Here is an 18,555-nt window from a genome sequence, read left to right as displayed (position 1 = left end):
TATGAAAGTCGCTATTATGCAACCCTATATATTCCCATATATAGGATATTTCCAACTCATTAATTCTACTGATATTTTTATTTTTTATGACGATGTCAACTTTATAAAAAGTGGGTGGATTAATAGAAATAAAATTCTAATAAACGGTAAAGAAAATTATTTTACAATTCCTCTGGAAAATATCAGCTCTTATACACTTATTAACGAAACTAAAATTTTGAATACCCCCAAAACAATAAATAAACTATTAAAAAGCATTGAGCAAAACTATAAGAAAGCTCCTTACTTTGATAAAGTATATCCACTAATAACTCATGTACTTACAGAGAATCGATACACCTTTATATCTGAATTAGCTGCGCAGAGTATAATAGAAGTTTGCAAGTATTTAGGAATAGATAAAAAGTTTCTATTCTCCTCCAAGGACTTCCCAGAAACAAAATCTCTGGAAAGAGCAGACAGGCTTATAGAAATCACTCAGCGGTTAAATTCAAACAATTATATCAATCCAATAGGAGGTACCGAGCTCTACAATAAAGATTACTTCAAAGAAAAGGGCATTAACCTACAATTTATAAAACCCATCTCCACACCATACAAACAATTTAATGAAGAATTTACACCTTGGCTATCTATTATAGATGTTTTGATGTTTAATAACCCAAGCGATATAAAGAAAATGCTGGATAAATACGAATTAATATAAAAGACTATGAATATTTCATTTTATGTATCTGGAAGAGCAGGTAGATTAAGAAAGATATTAGAAGAAGCCTCCCCATCTACCCTTAAACTCATTAAAATTGTTGTTTGTGATAATCTCAAAAATGAAGACTTACATCAGCTATTATCCAAACACGATATAAAAATGGTCAGTTTTGACTACAAAACCCTATCCCCAGAAAGAAAACAGAGAAATAAAGTGTTATCAGACAAACTCAATTCTCTCTTCAAAGAAAACAATATTGACTACTGCTTCTGCTTTGGAGACCATATTTTAGAGGGACAATTGCTAAAAGACTACGAGAATAGAATTATCAACTTCCACCCTTCTATACTCCCTATGTTCCCTGGGCTTATGGCAATAGACCAAGCCATCAATGCAGGTGCAAAAGTTCTTGGAAATACCGCCCACTTTATAGATGAGGGAGTAGATACAGGAAGTATCATTATGCAAAATATAGTTTCCTATCAGTTTTTTGAAAAATATGGCTATGATGGACTTCTAAACCTGCAAGTCCCTATGTTTAATAAAATCCTAGATAGCCTGATAAATAACACCCTCATAATAAATAACGGGAAAGTCACTCTAAAAAACTATAATTACGATAGCGTTGTTTTCTTTCCAGAGTAAATAACCTTAGTTTTTATTGTCTCACCCGCTATTTATTCTTAACTTTGGGGATATAATTATTAACCACTTAAAACAGTAAATCCAATGAAAGTAACAGTAGTAGGTGCAGGTGCCGTAGGAGCAAGCTGCGCAGAGTACATCGCAATGAAAAACTTCGCCTCCGAAGTTGTATTAGTAGACATCAAAGAAGGCTTTGCCGAAGGTAAAGCTATGGACTTAATGCAAACCGCTTCACTCAATGGTTTTGATACCAAAATTACAGGTACTACGGGAGATTATTCCAAAACAGCAGGCTCCAAAGTAGCCGTTATTACCTCTGGTATCCCAAGAAAACCAGGTATGACGAGGGAAGAGCTCATCGGTATCAATGCAGGTATCGTAAAAGAAGTAGCAGCTAACCTCATCAAGCACTCACCTGAGGTCATCATCATCGTTGTTTCTAACCCTATGGATACAATGACCTACCTCGTACACAAAACTTCGGGGCTCCCTAAAAATAGAATCATCGGTATGGGTGGGGCATTAGATTCCGCTCGCTTTAAATACAGACTTGCCGAAGCATTAGACGCTCCGATTTCGGATATAGACGGTATGGTCATCGCTGCGCATTCCGATACAGGGATGCTTCCGCTCATCAGCAAGGCAACAAGATGCGGTGTTCCCGTAACCGAATTCCTAAACGAGGAAAAACAGAATTATGTAATAGAAGAAACAAAAGTAGGTGGAGCTACCCTTACCAAATTGCTCGGTACCTCCGCGTGGTATGCACCAGGAGCAGCAGTATCCGTATTGGTACAATCCATCCTCTGTGATCAGAAGAAAATGATTCCTTGCTCCCTCCTCCTCGATGGTGAGTATGGTCAAAAAGATATCTGCCTCGGTGTACCAGCCATTATCGGAGCCAATGGTGCTGAAAAAATAGTTGAAATCCCTCTTACCGATGCCGAGAAAGCTAAATTTGCAACCTCTGCAGACGCCGTAAGAACCGTAAATGGAGACTTAAAACTTTAAAATATTTTTTCATATTATATTTTTTAGGATTAGATTCTGACGGTAGAGAAGCTTTTCGCTTTCTCTACCGTTTTTTTCATCTTAATACCCACTCGCGTGAAATACCTACTGCTTCGCAAAGTAGCTTTTTATCCCATCCCCCTACGGGAAGCCCTTAGCAGAGGGGGAGGTAGGTAATCATTATTTAAACTAAAAGCCCTATCAGCTGGGGTGCAAGCACCCGCTACGAGAGTAGATAACTACCTAAACTCACCTGCTACATAAAAAAGCAGAGGTAGTAAATACCTCTGCTTCCTTTTGTAAGTAAATTAAAAAAAGGTGAAAAACCTATTATCGTTCATCTTTTAGTGACCAACCCGTTTTAAGCCCTATGATGAAATACACGAGGAGAAGCTCGCCCACCGCAAGAAGAACATCACCCGGTATACGAAGCCATCTGAGGAACTGCATTTGCTCGGTTTGCATAAATTCTACCGAACGAGCCGACCAATAGGCATTCGTAATGGACTCTACAGCTTGCATTATCCCTATCGGAAGGATACTCACGGTTACCATTACCAAAAGCCCGATATTAATAAGCCAGAATGCCCAAGAGATAAGTTTATTATTCCAATGCCTGTCAGGATAAAGCCCCCTGAGGACAAACATTATGAGCCCTATCCCGAGAATACCATACACCCCAAATAGCGCGGTATGCCCGTGCACAGCTGTTGTATTAAGCCCTTGTATATAATAGAGCGCAATTGGCGGGTTTATCGCAAAGCCAAAAATACCTGCACCTAAAAAGTTCCAGAAGCACATTGCAATGAAACAGTAAATCGGCCATTTATAAGCGATAATCCATTTGGTAGATTTTGAGAGTTTATAGTTATGATACGCCTCTATACCGATAAGAACCAGCGGAACGATTTCCAAAGCACTGAAAGTAGCCCCCAAAGCAAGGACTGCTGTAGGCGTAGCACTAAAATACAAGTGGTGGAAAGTTCCTAATATACCCCCAGCAAGGAAAACAATAGTAGAGAACAGTACGGATAGGCTCGCCGTCTTGATACGCAATAGCCCCAGACGAGAGAAAAGAAATGCTGCAACAACGGTAGCAAATACCTCGAAGAAGCCTTCTACCCAAAGGTGAACCACCCACCATCTCCAATATTCAGCAATTGCCATATGGGTCTGCCTGCCATACATAAGCCCTGCACCATAGAATGCTGCAATAGCTACTGATGCTATAACGAAAAGAATGAGCATATGCCTGTTCTCATCCTTTCTTCGGAGGGCTGGCAATAGCGCACGCACCATAAGAAACAGCCAGAGGAATAGACCAACTAAGAGTAATATCTGCCAAAGACGCCCGAGCTCTATATATTCATACCCTTGATGCCCGAAATAGAAGTTTTCTACCAGCCCGAGCTTTTGCATTACTCCCAACCACTGCCCTGCAAGGGAACCAAATACTACGATAAGCAATGCTCCAAAGAGTACATTCACACCAAGAGTTTGATACTTCGGCTCTACTCCTGATACCGCAGGAGCAATATATAAGCCCGTAGCAAGCCAGGAAGTAGCAATCCAGAATATTGCCAGCTGTACATGCCAGCTTCGGGAGACTGCCTGAGGGAGTACATCATCCAGCGGAATACCAAAAAAGCCTTCGCCTTCTACCCCATAATGCGCTGTAATAACCCCTACAAGCATCTGAACGAGGATGAGAAGAGAAACTACCCATATATATTTAAGTGTAGCCTTCATAGAGGAGGTAGGTTTCATATTACGCATTGGGTCTTCCAATGGTAAATTTTCATTTTCATCGTCTTCATTAGAGCGTGCGTGGTGGAAAACCAGTATCCCCACGAAGGTAAGAAGCATCAGCACACTGAAACCAGACCACATATGCAGCGATGTAGGTGGAGTATTGCCAACGAGAGGGTCGTGAGGCCAGTTATTCGTATAGGTAACATCATCATTAGGTCTATTGGTAATGCACACCCAGGTACTCCACGCAAAAAAAGCATTCATTTGCTCCATACGCTGAGGGTCTTTTATCGCTTTATCCTGAATAGCATAGCTCAGTCTTGTACTCTTCAGAGAAGGGTCTCCCATAAAGAGTTTCGTGTAGTATTCTCCTACTTCTTTTGCTACTTTTGCCCTTTCAGGAGAGTAAGTAATGATGCCTGTTTCTTCATCAAAAGTATTCGTACGAAGTTCCTTTTGTAGCAGGGTACGATATTTTGCCTGCTCTTCTTCTGGTAAGTCTTTGTAGGTCTTACCGTCTTTTTTTGTTAATTCTTCAAGGAGGAGGAGTGATTCACGGTGTAAGTAATCTGCCGTCCAATCCGGGGCTATATAAGCACCGTGTCCCCATATACTTCCTACGGTTTGCCCCCCTATAGATTGCCAGACATTCTGCCCATCTTTAATGTCTTGCCCTTCATAGAGAACTTCGCCATCAGTAGTTACAATTTTTGAGGGAAAAGGAGGAGCGGTTCGGTAAATTTCTACTCCATAAAAAATCAAAACCATAAAGGACGCGAGTACCGTAATGGCTAACCACATCCATAATTTCTTTGCTGTCATAAAAAATTAGATTTATTTATTAATATTTGAAAAAAGACACCCATCTAAATAATATAATGCACCATAATTGGTATAGCATTATCGTATTTAGATTTGCTAGCAAAATTAAAAGAGGTCAATATCCCTTATTATGATTAAAGTCAGTTTTAATATTATTACAGTAAAATATAAAGCATCCAAATAAAAATAACGCAAAAAATCCCCTTGCAGATTATGAATACAGCAATTTACAAGATGAGAACTAAGACTTGTACCCGTGGGAGCTATCTATTTACTGCATAAAGTCTATTGCTCACAACAATATAAACTATAAGAATAAGGAAGAAAGCATTGCCCACCCAGACATTATAATCAAATACGGAAACGCTGAGGTAAGTAAAGAGCCCCAAAAGAGCAAATACAATCATTATCTTCCCTATTCGGTAAGGGATGGGATAGTATTTCTGACCGAGGAAATAGGAAATAACCATCATTACGAAATAAGCGATAAGGGTAACCCAAGCGGAAACCATAAAACCGTATTCTTTTAAGAAGATAAGGTTTAAAACAATGGTGAGAAATGCGCCCATCCAAGAGATTAGAGTCCCAATCCCCGTGCGGTCGGTTACTTTATACCAAGTAGAGAAGTTATAATAAACCCCAAAACAGAGGTTCGCAATTGTAATGACAGGTACGATGTCTATCGCCGTCCAATAATCTTTATCGGTAATGAAGAGGCGCTTCAGCCAGCTGATATTCGCAATAATCCCCATAGCCGAAATCGCAGCAAAAAAGGTGAAGAATTCTGTAACCTTAGCATAGGTTTGCGGTGCATTTTTATCACCCATCTGCTTAAAGAAGAAAGGTTCTACTCCCATTCGGTAGGCAGTTACGAAGAGGGTCATCAGCACAGCGAGTTTATAGCAACCTCCGTAGGCACCCGCATCTCCTTCGGGGATGATGTAGTATTGAATCGTCTTATCAAAATTCTCATTTACCATAAACGCCAGTCCTGCAAACATTACGGGATAGGAATAGGCAAACATTTTTCGGAAGAGCAATAGGGAGAATTCTGCTCTTACCTTTATCAGAACGGGAGTAAGAAGCAGTACAGAAGCAAAACTCCCAATAACATTGGCAAAGAAAGGAAAGGAGACCTGCTTGGTAAGCCCAAAACTCTGAGAAACCTCTTTGGGGATAAAGACAAAAAGCGCAATAACACTCAATGTCTGCACTAATATAGAAAGCACCCGCACAGCAGAATACTTCACGGGCATACCCTTAAATCTGAGGTAAGCAAAGGGGATTACGCATATCGTATCAAAGAAAGCAATCCACGCAAACCATTTTATATATTCTGGAGTGGCGGAGTATTGGAGTACATCGGCAAGAGGCTGATTAAAGAGCAGCACAAGGAAAAGAAACAAACCCGAACTCGCAAACAGAAACCAAAAAGAGGTATTAAATACTCGGGTTTCATTGCCCTTTTCGGCAGAATATCTGAAAAAAGAAGTCTCAAAACCAAAGGTAAGAAGGATATTCACAAAGGAAATCCACGCATAAAGGTTGGTAAATTGTGCAAATTCTTCCTTATTAATAAAATGAATATAGAAAGGATTTAGAGCAAAGGTGATAATCCTCGGGAGAATAGCCCCTATACCATAAATAATGGTCTCGCTAAGCAGTTTTTTCATTGAGCAAAGATAAAAAAAACTGCATTCCGAAAGGTCAATGCTTTAACTTTGGTAGCAAACCCAAGTCTAATGCTACGAAAACGATTTCATCTATGATAAAGAATATAGAAATATCCACCATTATCAGGAAAAGAGCCCTGCCAATAGCCGTAGCGATGAGTGCTGCGAGCTTTTCTTTTGCACAGGAAAAGCTCAATATTAGTGGGCAAGTAACCAATCAGAACAATCAAGGAGTGGCTTACGCATCGGTGAGCTTTCATCATAAGACCGACAGCAGTGTGAGAGATGCCATCCTCACCGATGAAAACGGTAAATACAGCATTAGCCTACCTTCTGGTGAATATTCTATCAGCATAGAAGCCATAGATTATAAGAAATATATAACCCAAAGAGCTTTCTCCCTGCAAAGCACCAATGGAAATTTCAAGATTCAGAAAGAGGAAAGCGCTACTCTATCTTCCACAAAGAATATTGAGGGGGTTACCATCGTAGCTTCTTCTAATAAAGCCTATAAAGTAGAGCTCGATAAAAAAGTATACGACCCCTCCACCGATGTACTCAGTAAAGGAGGGAACCTCCAAGATGTGCTTTCTAATGTACCTTCAGTAGATGTAGATATAGACGGCACCGTATCTATGAGGGGCAACTCCAATGTAACCTTCCTCATCAATGGAAAACCCTCTGCTCTACTCGGGATAGACAGTGGCTCTAATGCCTTGCAAGCAATTCCCGCAGACCAGATTGAGCGAATTGAAGTCATCACCAATCCTTCTTCCAAGTTTGAAGCAAGTGGTACGGCAGGTATCTTGAACATTATCCTTAAAAAATCAAAATCTAAGGGCTTCAATGGAAGTGTAGAAGGCGCTTTGGGCTACCTGCCGATGAGTAGGCTCAATACCAACCTGAGCTGGAAACAAGGCAACTTTATATGGTACCTGAACGGTGGCGGTGGGCAAAGCCGTAGAGAGCATACCCGAGAGAACAATACCCGCTACTTTGATGCTCATAACATCACCACTTCTACCCTCAACCAGACCACTGATAACAGAAATGATGGGAAGAACTATAACCTCAATACAGGCTTTACCCTTGATATTACCGATAAAACCTCCATCAACCTTAGTGGGCTCCTCCGCCATATGAACAACGAGGGAAGAGACTCGGTAGATTATGAAAAACTCACCAGCCTTTCCTCCTCATACAGCAATAGATTAAGCCTTTCCAATGGTAAGGGAACTTCTATGCAAGGAGATTTCGGCATAGACCATAAGTTTAATACCAAAGGGCACAACCTCTCGGCATCTTTCAGCATTCAAAAAAATGAGAATGAGGATAAGAATAACATCAAGGAAACGGTAAATTCTGCATTCGTATCCCGCAATTTGGTAGATCAGAACACGACCAATAGGACACTCTTGGGCAAGATAGATTATGAACTCCCCATCGGTGAGGTGTCTCGATTAGAAGCAGGCTATCGTTTTGATAGAAATTCGAATGACTACGACTACAAGGTGCTCAAATCTACCGATGATATCAATTTCAGCATAGTGGATAATTTCACTAGCCAGACGAATTATACGGAGATGTTTAACTCCTTCTACACTCAGTTTAAGTCTAAATTTAACCGATTCGGCTATCAGCTTGGGCTACGGGTAGAGAACACGAGTATAGACATCTCATTTAGCAACCCTACGCTGGGCAATACCGCTATGAGCAAGAGCTACACAGACCTATTCCCAAGCGCTTTCCTGAGCTATGATATCGGCGGAAGCAATAAAAATCAGCTCCTGCTCAACTATTCCCGAAGGATAAAACGGCCGCGCTCCTTCTTCCTCGTTCCATTCAATTCATTCAACCTGAATGACGACAGGAATATTTTTGAAGGAAACCTTGACCTCAACCCTGAATTCTCTCATCAGCTCGAGCTCGGGTATGCCATCCAAAAAGGGAAGCTCACCATAAACCCTACCCTCTACTACAAAAAAGACGAGGGAGAAACCCAAATGGTTACCCTCCGCGAAAGCCCTACCTCAGATGTACTCCGCTCCAAGCCTTATAATATTGGGACGAAGGAAAAACTCGGGATAGATATCAATGCCACTGCCGATATATTCTCTTGGTGGAGGATAATGGGGAATATGGACCTCTACCTCTACAAAACCACAGGGAGCTTCTACGATGCCAGCCTTATGGACAAGCCCCTCTCCTTTGAGGGAAATGGCTTTTCGGGTAAGGGGAGGCTCACGAGTACTTTCAAGATTGATAAAACCCTAAGCATACAAGTGCAAGGGATGTTCAAGGGTGGGAAGAAAACCGAATCCAGCAGAAATAAAGATGAATACTCCATCAATTTCGGAGCGAATAAAACCCTCTGGAAAGGCAATGGTACGCTATCATTTAATATACAAGACATCTTCAATACGCGTGCGATGAGGAAGTACAGCTATGGCGACAGCTTCGAGCGCTACGGATATATGCAGTTCCAGCCTCGCACCTTTACTCTCTCTCTTTCCTATCGCTTTAAGCAAGGAGAGAAAATCGACCAACCGAAGAGAAGACAATCCCACCCTCACGAAAACAATAACGAAGACGAACAACGAGAGACAATGTAGCAGGTAGCTGATGGCTTTTGGCTAATAGCTATTAGCCAGCAGCTATCAGCTAAAAGCTGATTGGTACCCCGACAGGACAGTTTGGCAGAAAACTGTGCCGTCGTCATATGACGACAGGACAAAATAGTAGTAAATGTTAAAATTCCGATATCGGGACAGGGCAGTTTAGTACCAAATGTTAAAATCCCCATAGGGGAATAGGATAATTGCCTGCCACACTGTGGCTAAGTCCGTCAGCTGGCAGCTGTGCTAAGGGTAGGCTATGGTATTATTACACTAAAAAACTCCTCCTTTTCAGAAGAAGGAGTTTGTTTTGTTAATGGAGTAATATTATTGAAGCCTGCTGCCTTTTGCTTAAAGCCTGCTGCTAATAAATGCCTCACCGGCTACGGTGTATGCGGGAAATTAGTAGTTTAGGATAAAATTTCGTTTGGGGATATTATCTACTATAATTTTTATCCTCTTCACAAACTTTTGAAGCTCGGAGATAAAGGTTTCATTCTCTATAGTCTCTCCATAGATAAAAAAATGAGTATCTCTGATACCAAAACCTATTTTGCTAAGGGTAAACATAATGAAGTAAAGGAAATCTACCTCAGAATTAATGTCCAGATTATTATATAGGATGAGCTTTTTCTTGTCAAGAGCGATAAATTCACACTGATGATGATAAAGATTGATATGAATCTCCTTTTTATTCTTTGGACTGATACTACTCAAAAACTTCTCACCAGAGAAATTAAAGTAGGATGGCACACCCACTCCCTTTATTTTATGATAAAACTCCTTCGGGAAAGTGTAGTAGAACTGCACACCAAACGGTTTATTGATTGAGAGCATAAGTTCATCGGTTTGCTCATCGGTAGGAGCATTGTAATTAATCAACTGATGCCCCATCTGATGCTCTTTAAAGCCAATAGGCAATAAGCTAAACCTGTTGAGAGCGGAGATAACCCTCACTTCATCGTAATTCTTTTGCAGGATTTCCTCCAGTTTTGAGGAGAGGAAATTCTCAGGTGCTTCTTCATCTAAGAAATAGGGCTGCTCTTCCAATACATTTCTGCTTTTGGATAGCTGGTACTGTAACCCTCCCTGAGTAAAAAGTAATAATAGCTTGTTCATAAACAAGGCAAATGTAAAGAATTTTCCTAAAATACTTTTATTCGGTAATGAGTGGAGAGCGTTCGAGGCAATTATCCTCACAAACTCACTGCACATCGCTAAAAGCCAAGTGTGCGAAGCTTACTTCTTATCGCTTATACTGTCTTTCTTTTGTTCGTTTTGTTTTTGTTTATCGGTTTTTTTAGGGAAGAAGCGGTTAAAGCTTTTGGTATAAACTACACCGATGCCATAGGCTTGGTTGGCAGAGGTCTCGGAGCCGGCAATCAGCCCAATGTTTGAGGGCTTAGAATATACGCGGAAGAGGCGCGAGCCATCATTATTCTTGCTCCAATCGTATTCTATTGTGCCTTCACCAGAGAGGTAGTTATTGGTTGTAGTTTGGGTTTTGGCAATAGGCACTCCGAGGGCTGTTTTTATGCTCACCCTTGGCGATACGGTGATATGAGCGCTGGCATTTGCCCTATCGGCAGTATTGGCAGCTTGGTCGCCTTTGAGGTAGTCGATATCCAATTTCACATCATCGCTAATGGTATTCAGAGCAGAGGTGAGCTGCTTAAATGCGAGATTGTAACCAATGGATTGAGAAGCATTATTGGTATTAATGTCAAGGCTCCCCGAGTTGGAGATATTAAAACTGCTGAGCGCGAGTACAGAGCCGAATTGGAGGATTTTCTCATCCTCATTGGTCATCTTAGAGGCGAGGGTTTCTTTGATTTGAGATGAAACTTCAGGAGCAGCTACATCAAAACTAATATCCGGTGCATTGAGTGTCCCCGAGATATTCACTGTGAGCTGTATATTCACAGGAGGCAAGGTACTGGTGCCGAGATATTGCCCGAGGTTGGTTACGGTACGGTTATAATTTGCCTTGATGCCGAGCTGAGGGGTCATTGCATTGCCGTCCCACTTCAGGTTACTGCCCTTTGCAATCTGGAAGGTTCGCTCCAGAATGGCTTTGGAAACGAACGAGCCATTATCCACATAATAATCTCCACTGAGGTTGATTACGCCCGTCCTTGAAAGCTGGAATCTCAGCCTTTCGGATTCTCCTTTTACATTGATATTGCCCACACTTTCGCCGAGCAAAACGCTTACATTCGTGCCTTTATCTACGCTGAGGGTGAAATCTACATTTACATTAGCTCCTGTAGCTTTCTTTTTTGCTAAGACGATAGCACCACTGGCTTCCCTTTGGAGGAATCTGAGCATTTTAAACTCCTCTACACTGGATGCAGAGCTGGAATTAAAGGCGAAGGCAGAGCCGTTGAGCGCTTTCATATTTGGGGTAGAAATATCCAAGCCCGTTACCGGCCCTGAGATGTAGAGGTCGCCATTAGCATAGACCCTGCCCCAGAAAAGGTCATTGGTATTCTGATTAGAGTCTAAGACCAAGAGATTCTCCGCTCTTACCAAGAGATTGACGCCCATAGAAGCGAGGGTATCAAACCTGATAAACCCAGAGATAGAACCATCGGAATTAGCTCTGTTGTCTTTTATTCTAATATCGTTGAGGACTACGAAGCCTTTGGAAAGAGGGATTACGGTATCGTCAAAGGTGTAATCTACCCCCGTAAAGTCGAGCCTGAAGCCGAATTTAGAGAGGTTGATATCTCCACTGTAATCAATATCATCCAACGGACCGGAAATCCTTACGGTACCGTTTGCCTTGCCTCGCATATTGCTGAAAATCCCCGTAACGAACTGCTGGCTGAAAGCGAGGTCAAAGTCATTCATATTGGCGCTAATATCCAAGGTTGGGGTCTCTTGGTTGTTATCCACCGTACCTACGATATCGAGCTTATTCCCTCCGAATAATCCAGAGGATTTAAGCCTCATACCGATGTCGTAAATATTCGGTATATCGGTTTTATTTGCGTCTATACTGAGGCTTCCCATATCTCTACCGCCCATTTTCATCCCTTCTATATTGATATTGATGAGAGGTTCGAGTGCCGTTTCATTCTTCACGATGTGGAAATTACCATTGGCTACACCCTGGAAGTCCATACTGTTGCCTCCGGACTGCATTTCAAAGAGTTTGGAGACTTGTAGATTACTCACTTCGCCTTCCGCTTCAAAGTTGGATGCAGATTTATAATGCGCATTTTTAATGTACAGCGAGCTGTCATCCGAATAAATTCTGATGTTTTCTACCAATACCTCACCCGTCTTCTTCTTGTAGGTGATGGACTGCTCCAAGTCTTCGGAGGTGTCTATGCTCCAAGTGATGTTATTAAACTTCAAATGCGTAGGGGCAAACTTGAAGATATAATTGCCCTCCTTATCCAAAGTCTGGTTTAAGGTAATGTAGTAGCTCTTTAAGCTATTGTTCTTCTCATCGGTTTTGCTTCCAAACTTAAAGCTGGTAGAGAGGTGGAGCTTTTCTCCGTATTCGTTCTCGCCATAGAGGGAGAAATCATTGAAAACATTGTCGCCATATTGCAGTCTTTTAGCTCTGGCGAAGATTTGGTCTTCGGGGTTTTCGGTGTCTATATTCAGGGTAATTTGCTCAGCTACTATGCTATCGTTTTTCACAGGTGCTTGTGTAGAAATCTTGAGCTGTTCCAAGGCTTTTTTAGCGATTTCTGTGCTCTGCTTTTTCTTCATTGTATAGACTATTTTGTCCATACTTGCAGAGAGTTTCAGGTTGTTGGTATTCCCATCATAAGAGAGGGTAATAGGGCTGGTTGGGGTGAGCTTAAGCTCGGGCATAAAGTAGTCGGTAAGCTGCTGCCCAATGGTAAATTCTGCATTGAAGAACTGACCTTTATAGACTTTCTTAGGCTCGTTGCTCACAAGGATTCTCTCGGCTCCGTTTTGCACCATTCCTGCAAGGTCAGCAAGGTTAAACTGCCCTTCTATCTTTCCATTGATGGCGTTTGGGGCATTGATGCTGATAACCCTGTTGCCTTGGTTAATGTAGGTATTTACCTCTACGCTTGGCACACTCATCTTCTGCCCTTCGGAGAAATAATGAATATTATGAAGAGAAGCATCTAAGGTAAGGTCATTAATATCCGTCATTGCTACCTTGCCTTTAAAATCTCCACTTACAATCTGCCTGCCCTTTTGTCCACTAAAGAAATGAACATCCAGGTGCTTGATATGGGCTTCTACATTGGCAAACAAACGGCTGGTACTGAAATCTATCAAACCCTTGATATGGGCTTGGGCATTAGGGTCATTAATGCTGATTTCCCCATTATACTGCTTACGGTTAAGCGTACCATTTAGAGATAAATTCTTGATATTTTTACCCATTAGCTCTATGCTGGCAATATGGGAAGTGGTTTCCAGTACCATTGTATTCACATCAAAGCTCCTGCCTCTGAGGTGGAAAGTTCCAGAGAGATTCCCCACCTGCTTAGATTTTGTAATCGCAGAAGTATTGAGGTTTTGGATATTAAAATCTCCGCTGTACCTCGGTATATCTGTACTGAAATCATTGAGGTAAAAGTTTCTTATCTCAGCATTGCCTATCCCAGTGATGAGGTTTCCTTTATTTATATAGACCTGCTTAGGATTTACCTCTACATTTCCATTGAATTTCAAGCGCCCGAAATCATCCGCAAAGTTCTTCATCTTTTGTGCAATAAAGGATGGGAACATTGCTTTAAGGTCTTTATAAGTGAAATCGGTAGACAAGCCACTCGCTTTGATTTGAAAATCTCCATCAAGAAGATTTGCAAGATGAGTTTGTACCGCTCGTATATTCACCTTATCATTGCTCAGCATAAAGTTTTGGAGCTTAAAATCATTGAGCACACCATACATTTTCCCTTGCAGGCTTAGAGGGGTATAATTGTCCCAATTCGTAACGAAGTAGCTGATGTCGTAACCGCTTAATTTAGTCTCATTGTCAAACTTTAAATCCCAGATTACTCTATTATTAAAGTCCTGCCACTTGGTTTCCTTATCGAGATTGAACGAAATATCACCTTTTAAGAGTGAGTGATCGGTATCAAAGACTAATTCTTTAAAGGAAAGCGCTGTATTAGTTAGTGAAAACAGCCCTGCGAACCGCTCTACCTTATGAGTTTTTCCCCATCGTTCTGTGGTGAATGAGAGGTTTTGAAGGTCTGCATTAATATCTGGCCCTGCAATTTTAAGGGAAGGGATACTCATATTCACCGATGTGCCAACTAACCACTTGCCCGCATCTCCCTCAGAGTTTTGGTTGATGATAGAGAGCTTGGAATTATGAATCTCTATACTCGCTGCCATCTTAAAGAGAGGTTTCTTCGGGTCTCGCGGTTTGCCATCATCAAAGAGTTCTATAAACTTAATGAAATTAGCCGTGCTATCCCCTTTATAGGTAATGACCTGTACATCGGCATTATTCAGGGCAATCTTTTTAAAGTTAAAGGAATTGGTTCCGTTAATGGCATCTTTTACTAAGGAAATCCAATCAGATTCGGCAACTACAGATTCCGCTTTTAGGAAGTCCAGTCCTCTATCATCTTTTACCTTTAATCCGTGGATAACTACATCTCCAAAGTAGTTTATCTCTACGCTGCTCGCAGAGATATTTGTCTTAAAATCTTTATTGAGAAAGTCTAAACCTTTCTGAGCAATCCAGTTTTTAGTTACACTGAGGTTTAATGCGATAAATAAAGTGAGAATGAGGATAAAAATCCCAATAAATAAAGAGATAAAGAGCTTAAAAAACCAATGCATTTTCCTCTTTTGTTTAGGATTTCTCTCGGCTCTATCGGCTGTTTGCTCTTTCTCTATCTCGTTTATATTCTCTAAATTTGCCATTCTTTTTAATGAATTTTTGCAGACATTAATCCTGAAAACATAATGAATACACCTATTATCCTCGCCATTGAATCCTCTTGTGATGATACCTCTGCAGCTGTTCTTAGGGGGAATATTGTGCTCTCCAATATCGCTGCCAGCCAGAAGGTACACGCAGAATATGGAGGGGTGGTTCCAGAGCTGGCTTCAAGAGCGCATCAGCAGAATATAGTCCCCGTTATTCATCAGGCTATCAAGGAAGCAAAGATACAACAAAAAGATATTTCCGCAGTGGGCTTTACAAGAGGACCTGGACTGCTCGGCTCGCTCTTGGTGGGTACTTCTTTCGCAAAATCGCTCTCCATGAGCTTGGGCGTTCCATTAATTGAGGTCAATCACCTGCAAGCGCACATCCTCGCACATTTTATAGATGATGCCAACCCTACACCTCCTCAGTTTCCCTTTCTTTGCCTTACCGTAAGCGGTGGGCATACCCTCATTGTACTCGTAAAAGACTATTTTGATATGCAGATTGTCGGGCGAACAATAGATGATGCCGCAGGTGAAGCATTTGATAAAATAGGAAAAATAATGGGGCTGGAGTATCCCGCAGGAGCAGTTATAGACAGGCTCTCGGCAGAAGGAGACAGCAAGGCTTTTTCCTTCAGCAAGCCCAAAGTTGCGGGTTATGATTATTCATTCAGTGGGCTGAAAACCTCCTTCCTCTATGCTATTCAAAAGGCTGAAAAAGAAAATCCCAACTTTATTAAAGAGAACTTAAATGACCTCTGCGCATCCATACAGAGAACGATTATTGAAATCTTAATAGATAAATTAGAACAGGCAGCCTCTGACTTAAATATAAAAGAAATAGCCATAGCAGGAGGTGTCTCTGCAAACTCAGAGCTCAGAAAATCCATAACACACAAAGCCCAAAAACTCGGCTGGAAGACCTATATTCCCAAATTTGAATACACTACCGACAATGCCGCTATGATTGCAATGGTAGCAAAACTCAAATACGACAGACAAGAATTTGCCGACCTTAGTATTACCGCCAGTCCTCGCCCTGCTACCAGCCAAGAGATTTAGCTATAATCGTACAGTTTGTAAACAGGTAATACAATTACTCATAATACTTTTATCAGACTGGGTAATGTATTTTTCGTAATCAATTCTTGATTTATATAGAAAAACATATATTTTCTATCGCAATAAATCAATTTTCTAAGCTTTAACAGACAAAAAAAGAAATGAAAAATCGATATTTTTTATTCTTTTTTTTAATGAGAGAAGGCAAATACTTTGGTAGTATCCCCCATAATGCTGACTAAAAAATTAAAGCAAGACAGTCTATTGGTAAAACAAGATGATAAAAATAACTATTAAAGACAAAAAATAATGAATTAAATTATTTAAAATATAATATAAAAGAAATATTATTTCTTCTACTCTACATCATTTTCATTATTTCTCATTAGAATGAAACTTTTAAAGAAAATAAGCGTTTAAATAGCGTTAAATACCGTTAATTTTTAAAATAAATTTTCACTAATAGTTTTTTTTCTTAAATTTGCCGAAAGATGATCTATTATTAATAATTTAACGAGTCAACATTATGAACTATTTATTAGATGAAATCGACAAAAAAATCCTGGATTTTTTAGTTGAAAATACAAGAACTCCTTTCACGGAGATTGCGAAACAAATGAATGTATCCGCGGGTACCATTCATGTGAGAGTAAAGAAAATGGAAGATGCAGGAATCATCCAAGGCTCTTCCTTAGTTATTGATTACTCTAAGTTGGAATTTAACTTTACTGCATATATCGGTATCTTGCTTTCTGCATCTAACAAAACTCAAAATGTATTGAAAGAATTGGCAACTATCCCAAATGTGGTAGAGATAAGCGTAACTTCTGGTAAATACAATATCTTCTGTAAGATAATCGCTAAAAATACCGAAGATGCCAAGAGAATCATTTATCAGATTGATGATATTAATGATGTAATGCGTACAGAAAGTATGATTTCTATGGAAGAGCACCTGAGCGATACTAATAGATTAATTAAAGCAGTTTCTGTTTAATTAGAATAGTCTTGAAAATCTAAAAAAATCCTTAGTGAGAGTTCACTAAGGATTTTTTAATGGAAAAACCTGAAATAGCTTTCATTTGCCCATTGGAGCATTGGCTTATCTCCGCTGGTATCGCCAAAGGCGATGGTCTTATCGTATTTCTTACCTTGTATTTGGGCTTTTATTCGGGTTACCTTTTCCCTGCCATTGCAATTGGGTGTTTTAAATTCACCTGTAAATACTCCATCCTTAAAATATGCCTCCGTAGAGATGAGATTCATCTTAAACTCCTCCGCAAAAGGCTTTACCCAAATATCCAAAGATGCGGTTACCAAATAAGAGTCAGTCTTCTCTCTGTCTATTTTCTGAATAAAATCTAACGCCCGTTCTCTAATTAAACTTGGATAATACTCCGCAAAAAATGCTTGGGACTTCCTTTCTATAAACTCCTGAGTTTTGCCTTTTAGCAAAGAACTGATAAAACTTTTCTTTACCTGAGCGGCATCTATCAGTTTTAGCTTCACGAGAATAAACAGAGGAATGTGCTTCAAGTACTGAAATCTGTACTTAGAAGGGCTGGCAAACCTGAGGAAGAGGAACATTGTGTCTTTATGGGTAAGCGTTCCATCAAAATCAAAGAAATAGAACTTTTTCATTTTACAGCTTCAATCTTTTGAAGATAAATTCTGGAATATTCCTGATAATAGCCATTATAAACCACCAAACAGGGAGTACATAAGCCGTATCCCTCTTCTTTTTATAGGACTTGTAGATACATTCAGCAGCTTGTTTAGGACTTGCTGTGAGCTTAGGATTGAGGGGCAAACCTTCCGTCATCTTAGTTGCCATAAAGCCTGGCTTCACTGTAATCACATTGATTTTTTTGCTGTACATATAGTTCCTAAGCCCACTGAGGTAGGCCGTAAAACCTGCCTTTGCAGAACCATAAATAAAATTACTCTGCCTGCCCCTATCACCCGCTACCGAAGAGAGCGCGATGATAGTCCCTCTTCTCTTCGATTCAAACTTCTGAGCGAAATAATTTATAAGCGGAACGAGCTTAGCATAATTAATATCTATAATCTTTTGGGTGTTTTTATTATCATAAAGCCCCTCTGCTGTGCCTTTGCCCAAATATCCAGAAGCACAGAAGAGCAAATCCGAATCTATATAATCCAGTTTATAATACTGGTCATCATTCATTAAATCAAAATCTACAACTTCGGAATATTGCAAATATTTCACCTCTATATGCCGAGCAAAGCGCTCTGCGGAATCTCTATTAGAGGTAAGAAGATATATTTTTTCAAATCTTCTGCCTTCGGATAAAACCTTCTCTACAAATGCCTGTGCTACTTCCGAATTACTACCTAAAACAATCATAAAACTAAA

12 protein-coding genes are annotated in these 18,555 nt (G+C 40.4%); 6 read left to right on the top strand and 6 right to left on the bottom strand.

The window, feature by feature from the left end; genetic code table 11:
* Position 1: 1 nt before the first annotated feature.
* The 3 genes from D8991_RS02535 (at position 2) to D8991_RS02525 (ending at position 2,365) form a co-directional block, all read left to right on the top strand.
* A complete protein-coding gene (locus tag D8991_RS02535) occupies positions 2-706 on the top strand; it encodes a WbqC family protein (RefSeq protein WP_120488622.1) in 705 nt (234 codons plus the stop codon).
* A gap of 6 nt (positions 707-712) precedes the next feature.
* Complete coding sequence (locus D8991_RS02530; RefSeq protein ID WP_120488621.1) at positions 713-1,354, top strand: formyltransferase family protein; 642 nt, start codon at positions 713-715, stop codon at positions 1,352-1,354.
* An 84-nt stretch (positions 1,355-1,438) separates the two neighbouring features.
* Positions 1,439-2,365, top strand: coding sequence for a malate dehydrogenase (locus tag D8991_RS02525; RefSeq protein WP_120488620.1), 927 nt, complete (start codon positions 1,439-1,441; stop codon positions 2,363-2,365).
* A 330-nt stretch (positions 2,366-2,695) separates the two neighbouring features.
* Here the strand turns inward: D8991_RS02525 and D8991_RS02520 are convergent, their stop codons facing one another.
* Together D8991_RS02520 and D8991_RS02515 are read right to left on the bottom strand one after the other, a co-directional pair.
* Complete coding sequence (locus D8991_RS02520; RefSeq protein WP_120488619.1) at positions 2,696-4,939, bottom strand: nitric-oxide reductase large subunit; 2,244 nt, start codon at positions 4,937-4,939, stop codon at positions 2,696-2,698.
* A gap of 263 nt (positions 4,940-5,202) precedes the next feature.
* Positions 5,203-6,612: an oligosaccharide flippase family protein gene (locus D8991_RS02515; RefSeq protein ID WP_120488618.1), complete on the bottom strand. Its 1,410-nt coding sequence runs from the start codon at positions 6,610-6,612 to the stop codon at positions 5,203-5,205.
* Between the two features lie 92 nt (positions 6,613-6,704).
* Between D8991_RS02515 and D8991_RS02510 the strand changes: the two genes are divergently transcribed.
* On the top strand, positions 6,705-9,224 hold the full coding sequence (locus D8991_RS02510; protein WP_120489674.1) for a TonB-dependent receptor domain-containing protein: 2,520 nt from the start codon (positions 6,705-6,707) through the stop codon (positions 9,222-9,224).
* Positions 9,225-9,629: 405 nt separating this feature from the next.
* On the opposite strand, the gene D8991_RS02505 is transcribed toward D8991_RS02510, so the two are convergent.
* On the bottom strand, positions 9,630-10,346 hold the full coding sequence (locus D8991_RS02505) for a DUF3822 family protein (protein WP_120488617.1): 717 nt from the start codon (positions 10,344-10,346) through the stop codon (positions 9,630-9,632).
* A gap of 120 nt (positions 10,347-10,466) precedes the next feature.
* Entirely contained in the window at positions 10,467-15,107 is a 4,641-nt protein-coding gene (locus D8991_RS02500; RefSeq protein WP_120488616.1) for a translocation/assembly module TamB domain-containing protein, read from the bottom strand.
* Between the two features lie 42 nt (positions 15,108-15,149).
* Between D8991_RS02500 and tsaD the strand changes: the two genes are divergently transcribed.
* Entirely contained in the window at positions 15,150-16,178 is a 1,029-nt protein-coding gene (gene tsaD, locus D8991_RS02495) for a tRNA (adenosine(37)-N6)-threonylcarbamoyltransferase complex transferase subunit TsaD (protein ID WP_120488615.1), read from the top strand.
* A gap of 526 nt (positions 16,179-16,704) precedes the next feature.
* A complete protein-coding gene (locus D8991_RS02490; RefSeq protein WP_120488614.1) occupies positions 16,705-17,175 on the top strand; it encodes an Lrp/AsnC family transcriptional regulator in 471 nt (156 codons plus the stop codon).
* Between the two features lie 56 nt (positions 17,176-17,231).
* Here D8991_RS02490 and D8991_RS02485 read toward each other — a convergent pair whose 3' ends face one another.
* Both D8991_RS02485 and D8991_RS02480 read right to left on the bottom strand, forming a co-directional pair.
* Positions 17,232-17,819 (bottom strand): HAD family hydrolase, encoded by a 588-nt coding sequence (locus tag D8991_RS02485; RefSeq protein WP_120488613.1) that lies wholly within the window; start codon positions 17,817-17,819, stop codon positions 17,232-17,234.
* Between the two features lies 1 nt (position 17,820).
* Positions 17,821-18,546, bottom strand: coding sequence for an SDR family NAD(P)-dependent oxidoreductase (locus D8991_RS02480; protein ID WP_120488612.1), 726 nt, complete (start codon positions 18,544-18,546; stop codon positions 17,821-17,823).
* Between the last annotated feature and the right edge of the window lie 9 nt (positions 18,547-18,555).

This window comes from Bergeyella cardium (assembly GCF_003614945.1).
In the GTDB taxonomy this organism is placed as follows: Bacteria; Bacteroidota; Bacteroidia; order Flavobacteriales; family Weeksellaceae; genus Bergeyella_A; species Bergeyella_A cardium.
Note: the sequence above shows the minus strand (reverse complement) of the source record. Positions and strands in the feature narration are given on the sequence as shown.

Bases quoted from the DNA above. Each gene is read 5' to 3' on its own strand.
- tsaD (WP_120488615.1), top strand. From the start codon at position 15,150: ATGAATACACCTATTATCCTCGCCATTGAATCCTCTTGTGATGATACC.
- D8991_RS02505 (WP_120488617.1), bottom strand. From the start codon at position 10,346: ATGAACAAGCTATTATTACTTTTTACTCAGGGAGGGTTACAGTACCAG.
- D8991_RS02490 (WP_120488614.1), top strand. From the start codon at position 16,705: ATGAACTATTTATTAGATGAAATCGACAAAAAAATCCTGGATTTTTTA.
- D8991_RS02535 (WP_120488622.1), top strand. From the start codon at position 2: ATGAAAGTCGCTATTATGCAACCCTATATATTCCCATATATAGGATAT.
- D8991_RS02510 (WP_120489674.1), top strand. From the start codon at position 6,705: ATGATAAAGAATATAGAAATATCCACCATTATCAGGAAAAGAGCCCTG.
- D8991_RS02480 (WP_120488612.1), bottom strand. From the start codon at position 18,546: ATGATTGTTTTAGGTAGTAATTCGGAAGTAGCACAGGCATTTGTAGAG.
- D8991_RS02520 (WP_120488619.1), bottom strand. From the start codon at position 4,939: ATGACAGCAAAGAAATTATGGATGTGGTTAGCCATTACGGTACTCGCG.
- D8991_RS02485 (WP_120488613.1), bottom strand. From the start codon at position 17,819: ATGAAAAAGTTCTATTTCTTTGATTTTGATGGAACGCTTACCCATAAA.
- D8991_RS02525 (WP_120488620.1), top strand. From the start codon at position 1,439: ATGAAAGTAACAGTAGTAGGTGCAGGTGCCGTAGGAGCAAGCTGCGCA.
- D8991_RS02530 (WP_120488621.1), top strand. From the start codon at position 713: ATGAATATTTCATTTTATGTATCTGGAAGAGCAGGTAGATTAAGAAAG.
- D8991_RS02500 (WP_120488616.1), bottom strand. From the start codon at position 15,107: ATGGCAAATTTAGAGAATATAAACGAGATAGAGAAAGAGCAAACAGCC.
- D8991_RS02515 (WP_120488618.1), bottom strand. From the start codon at position 6,612: ATGAAAAAACTGCTTAGCGAGACCATTATTTATGGTATAGGGGCTATT.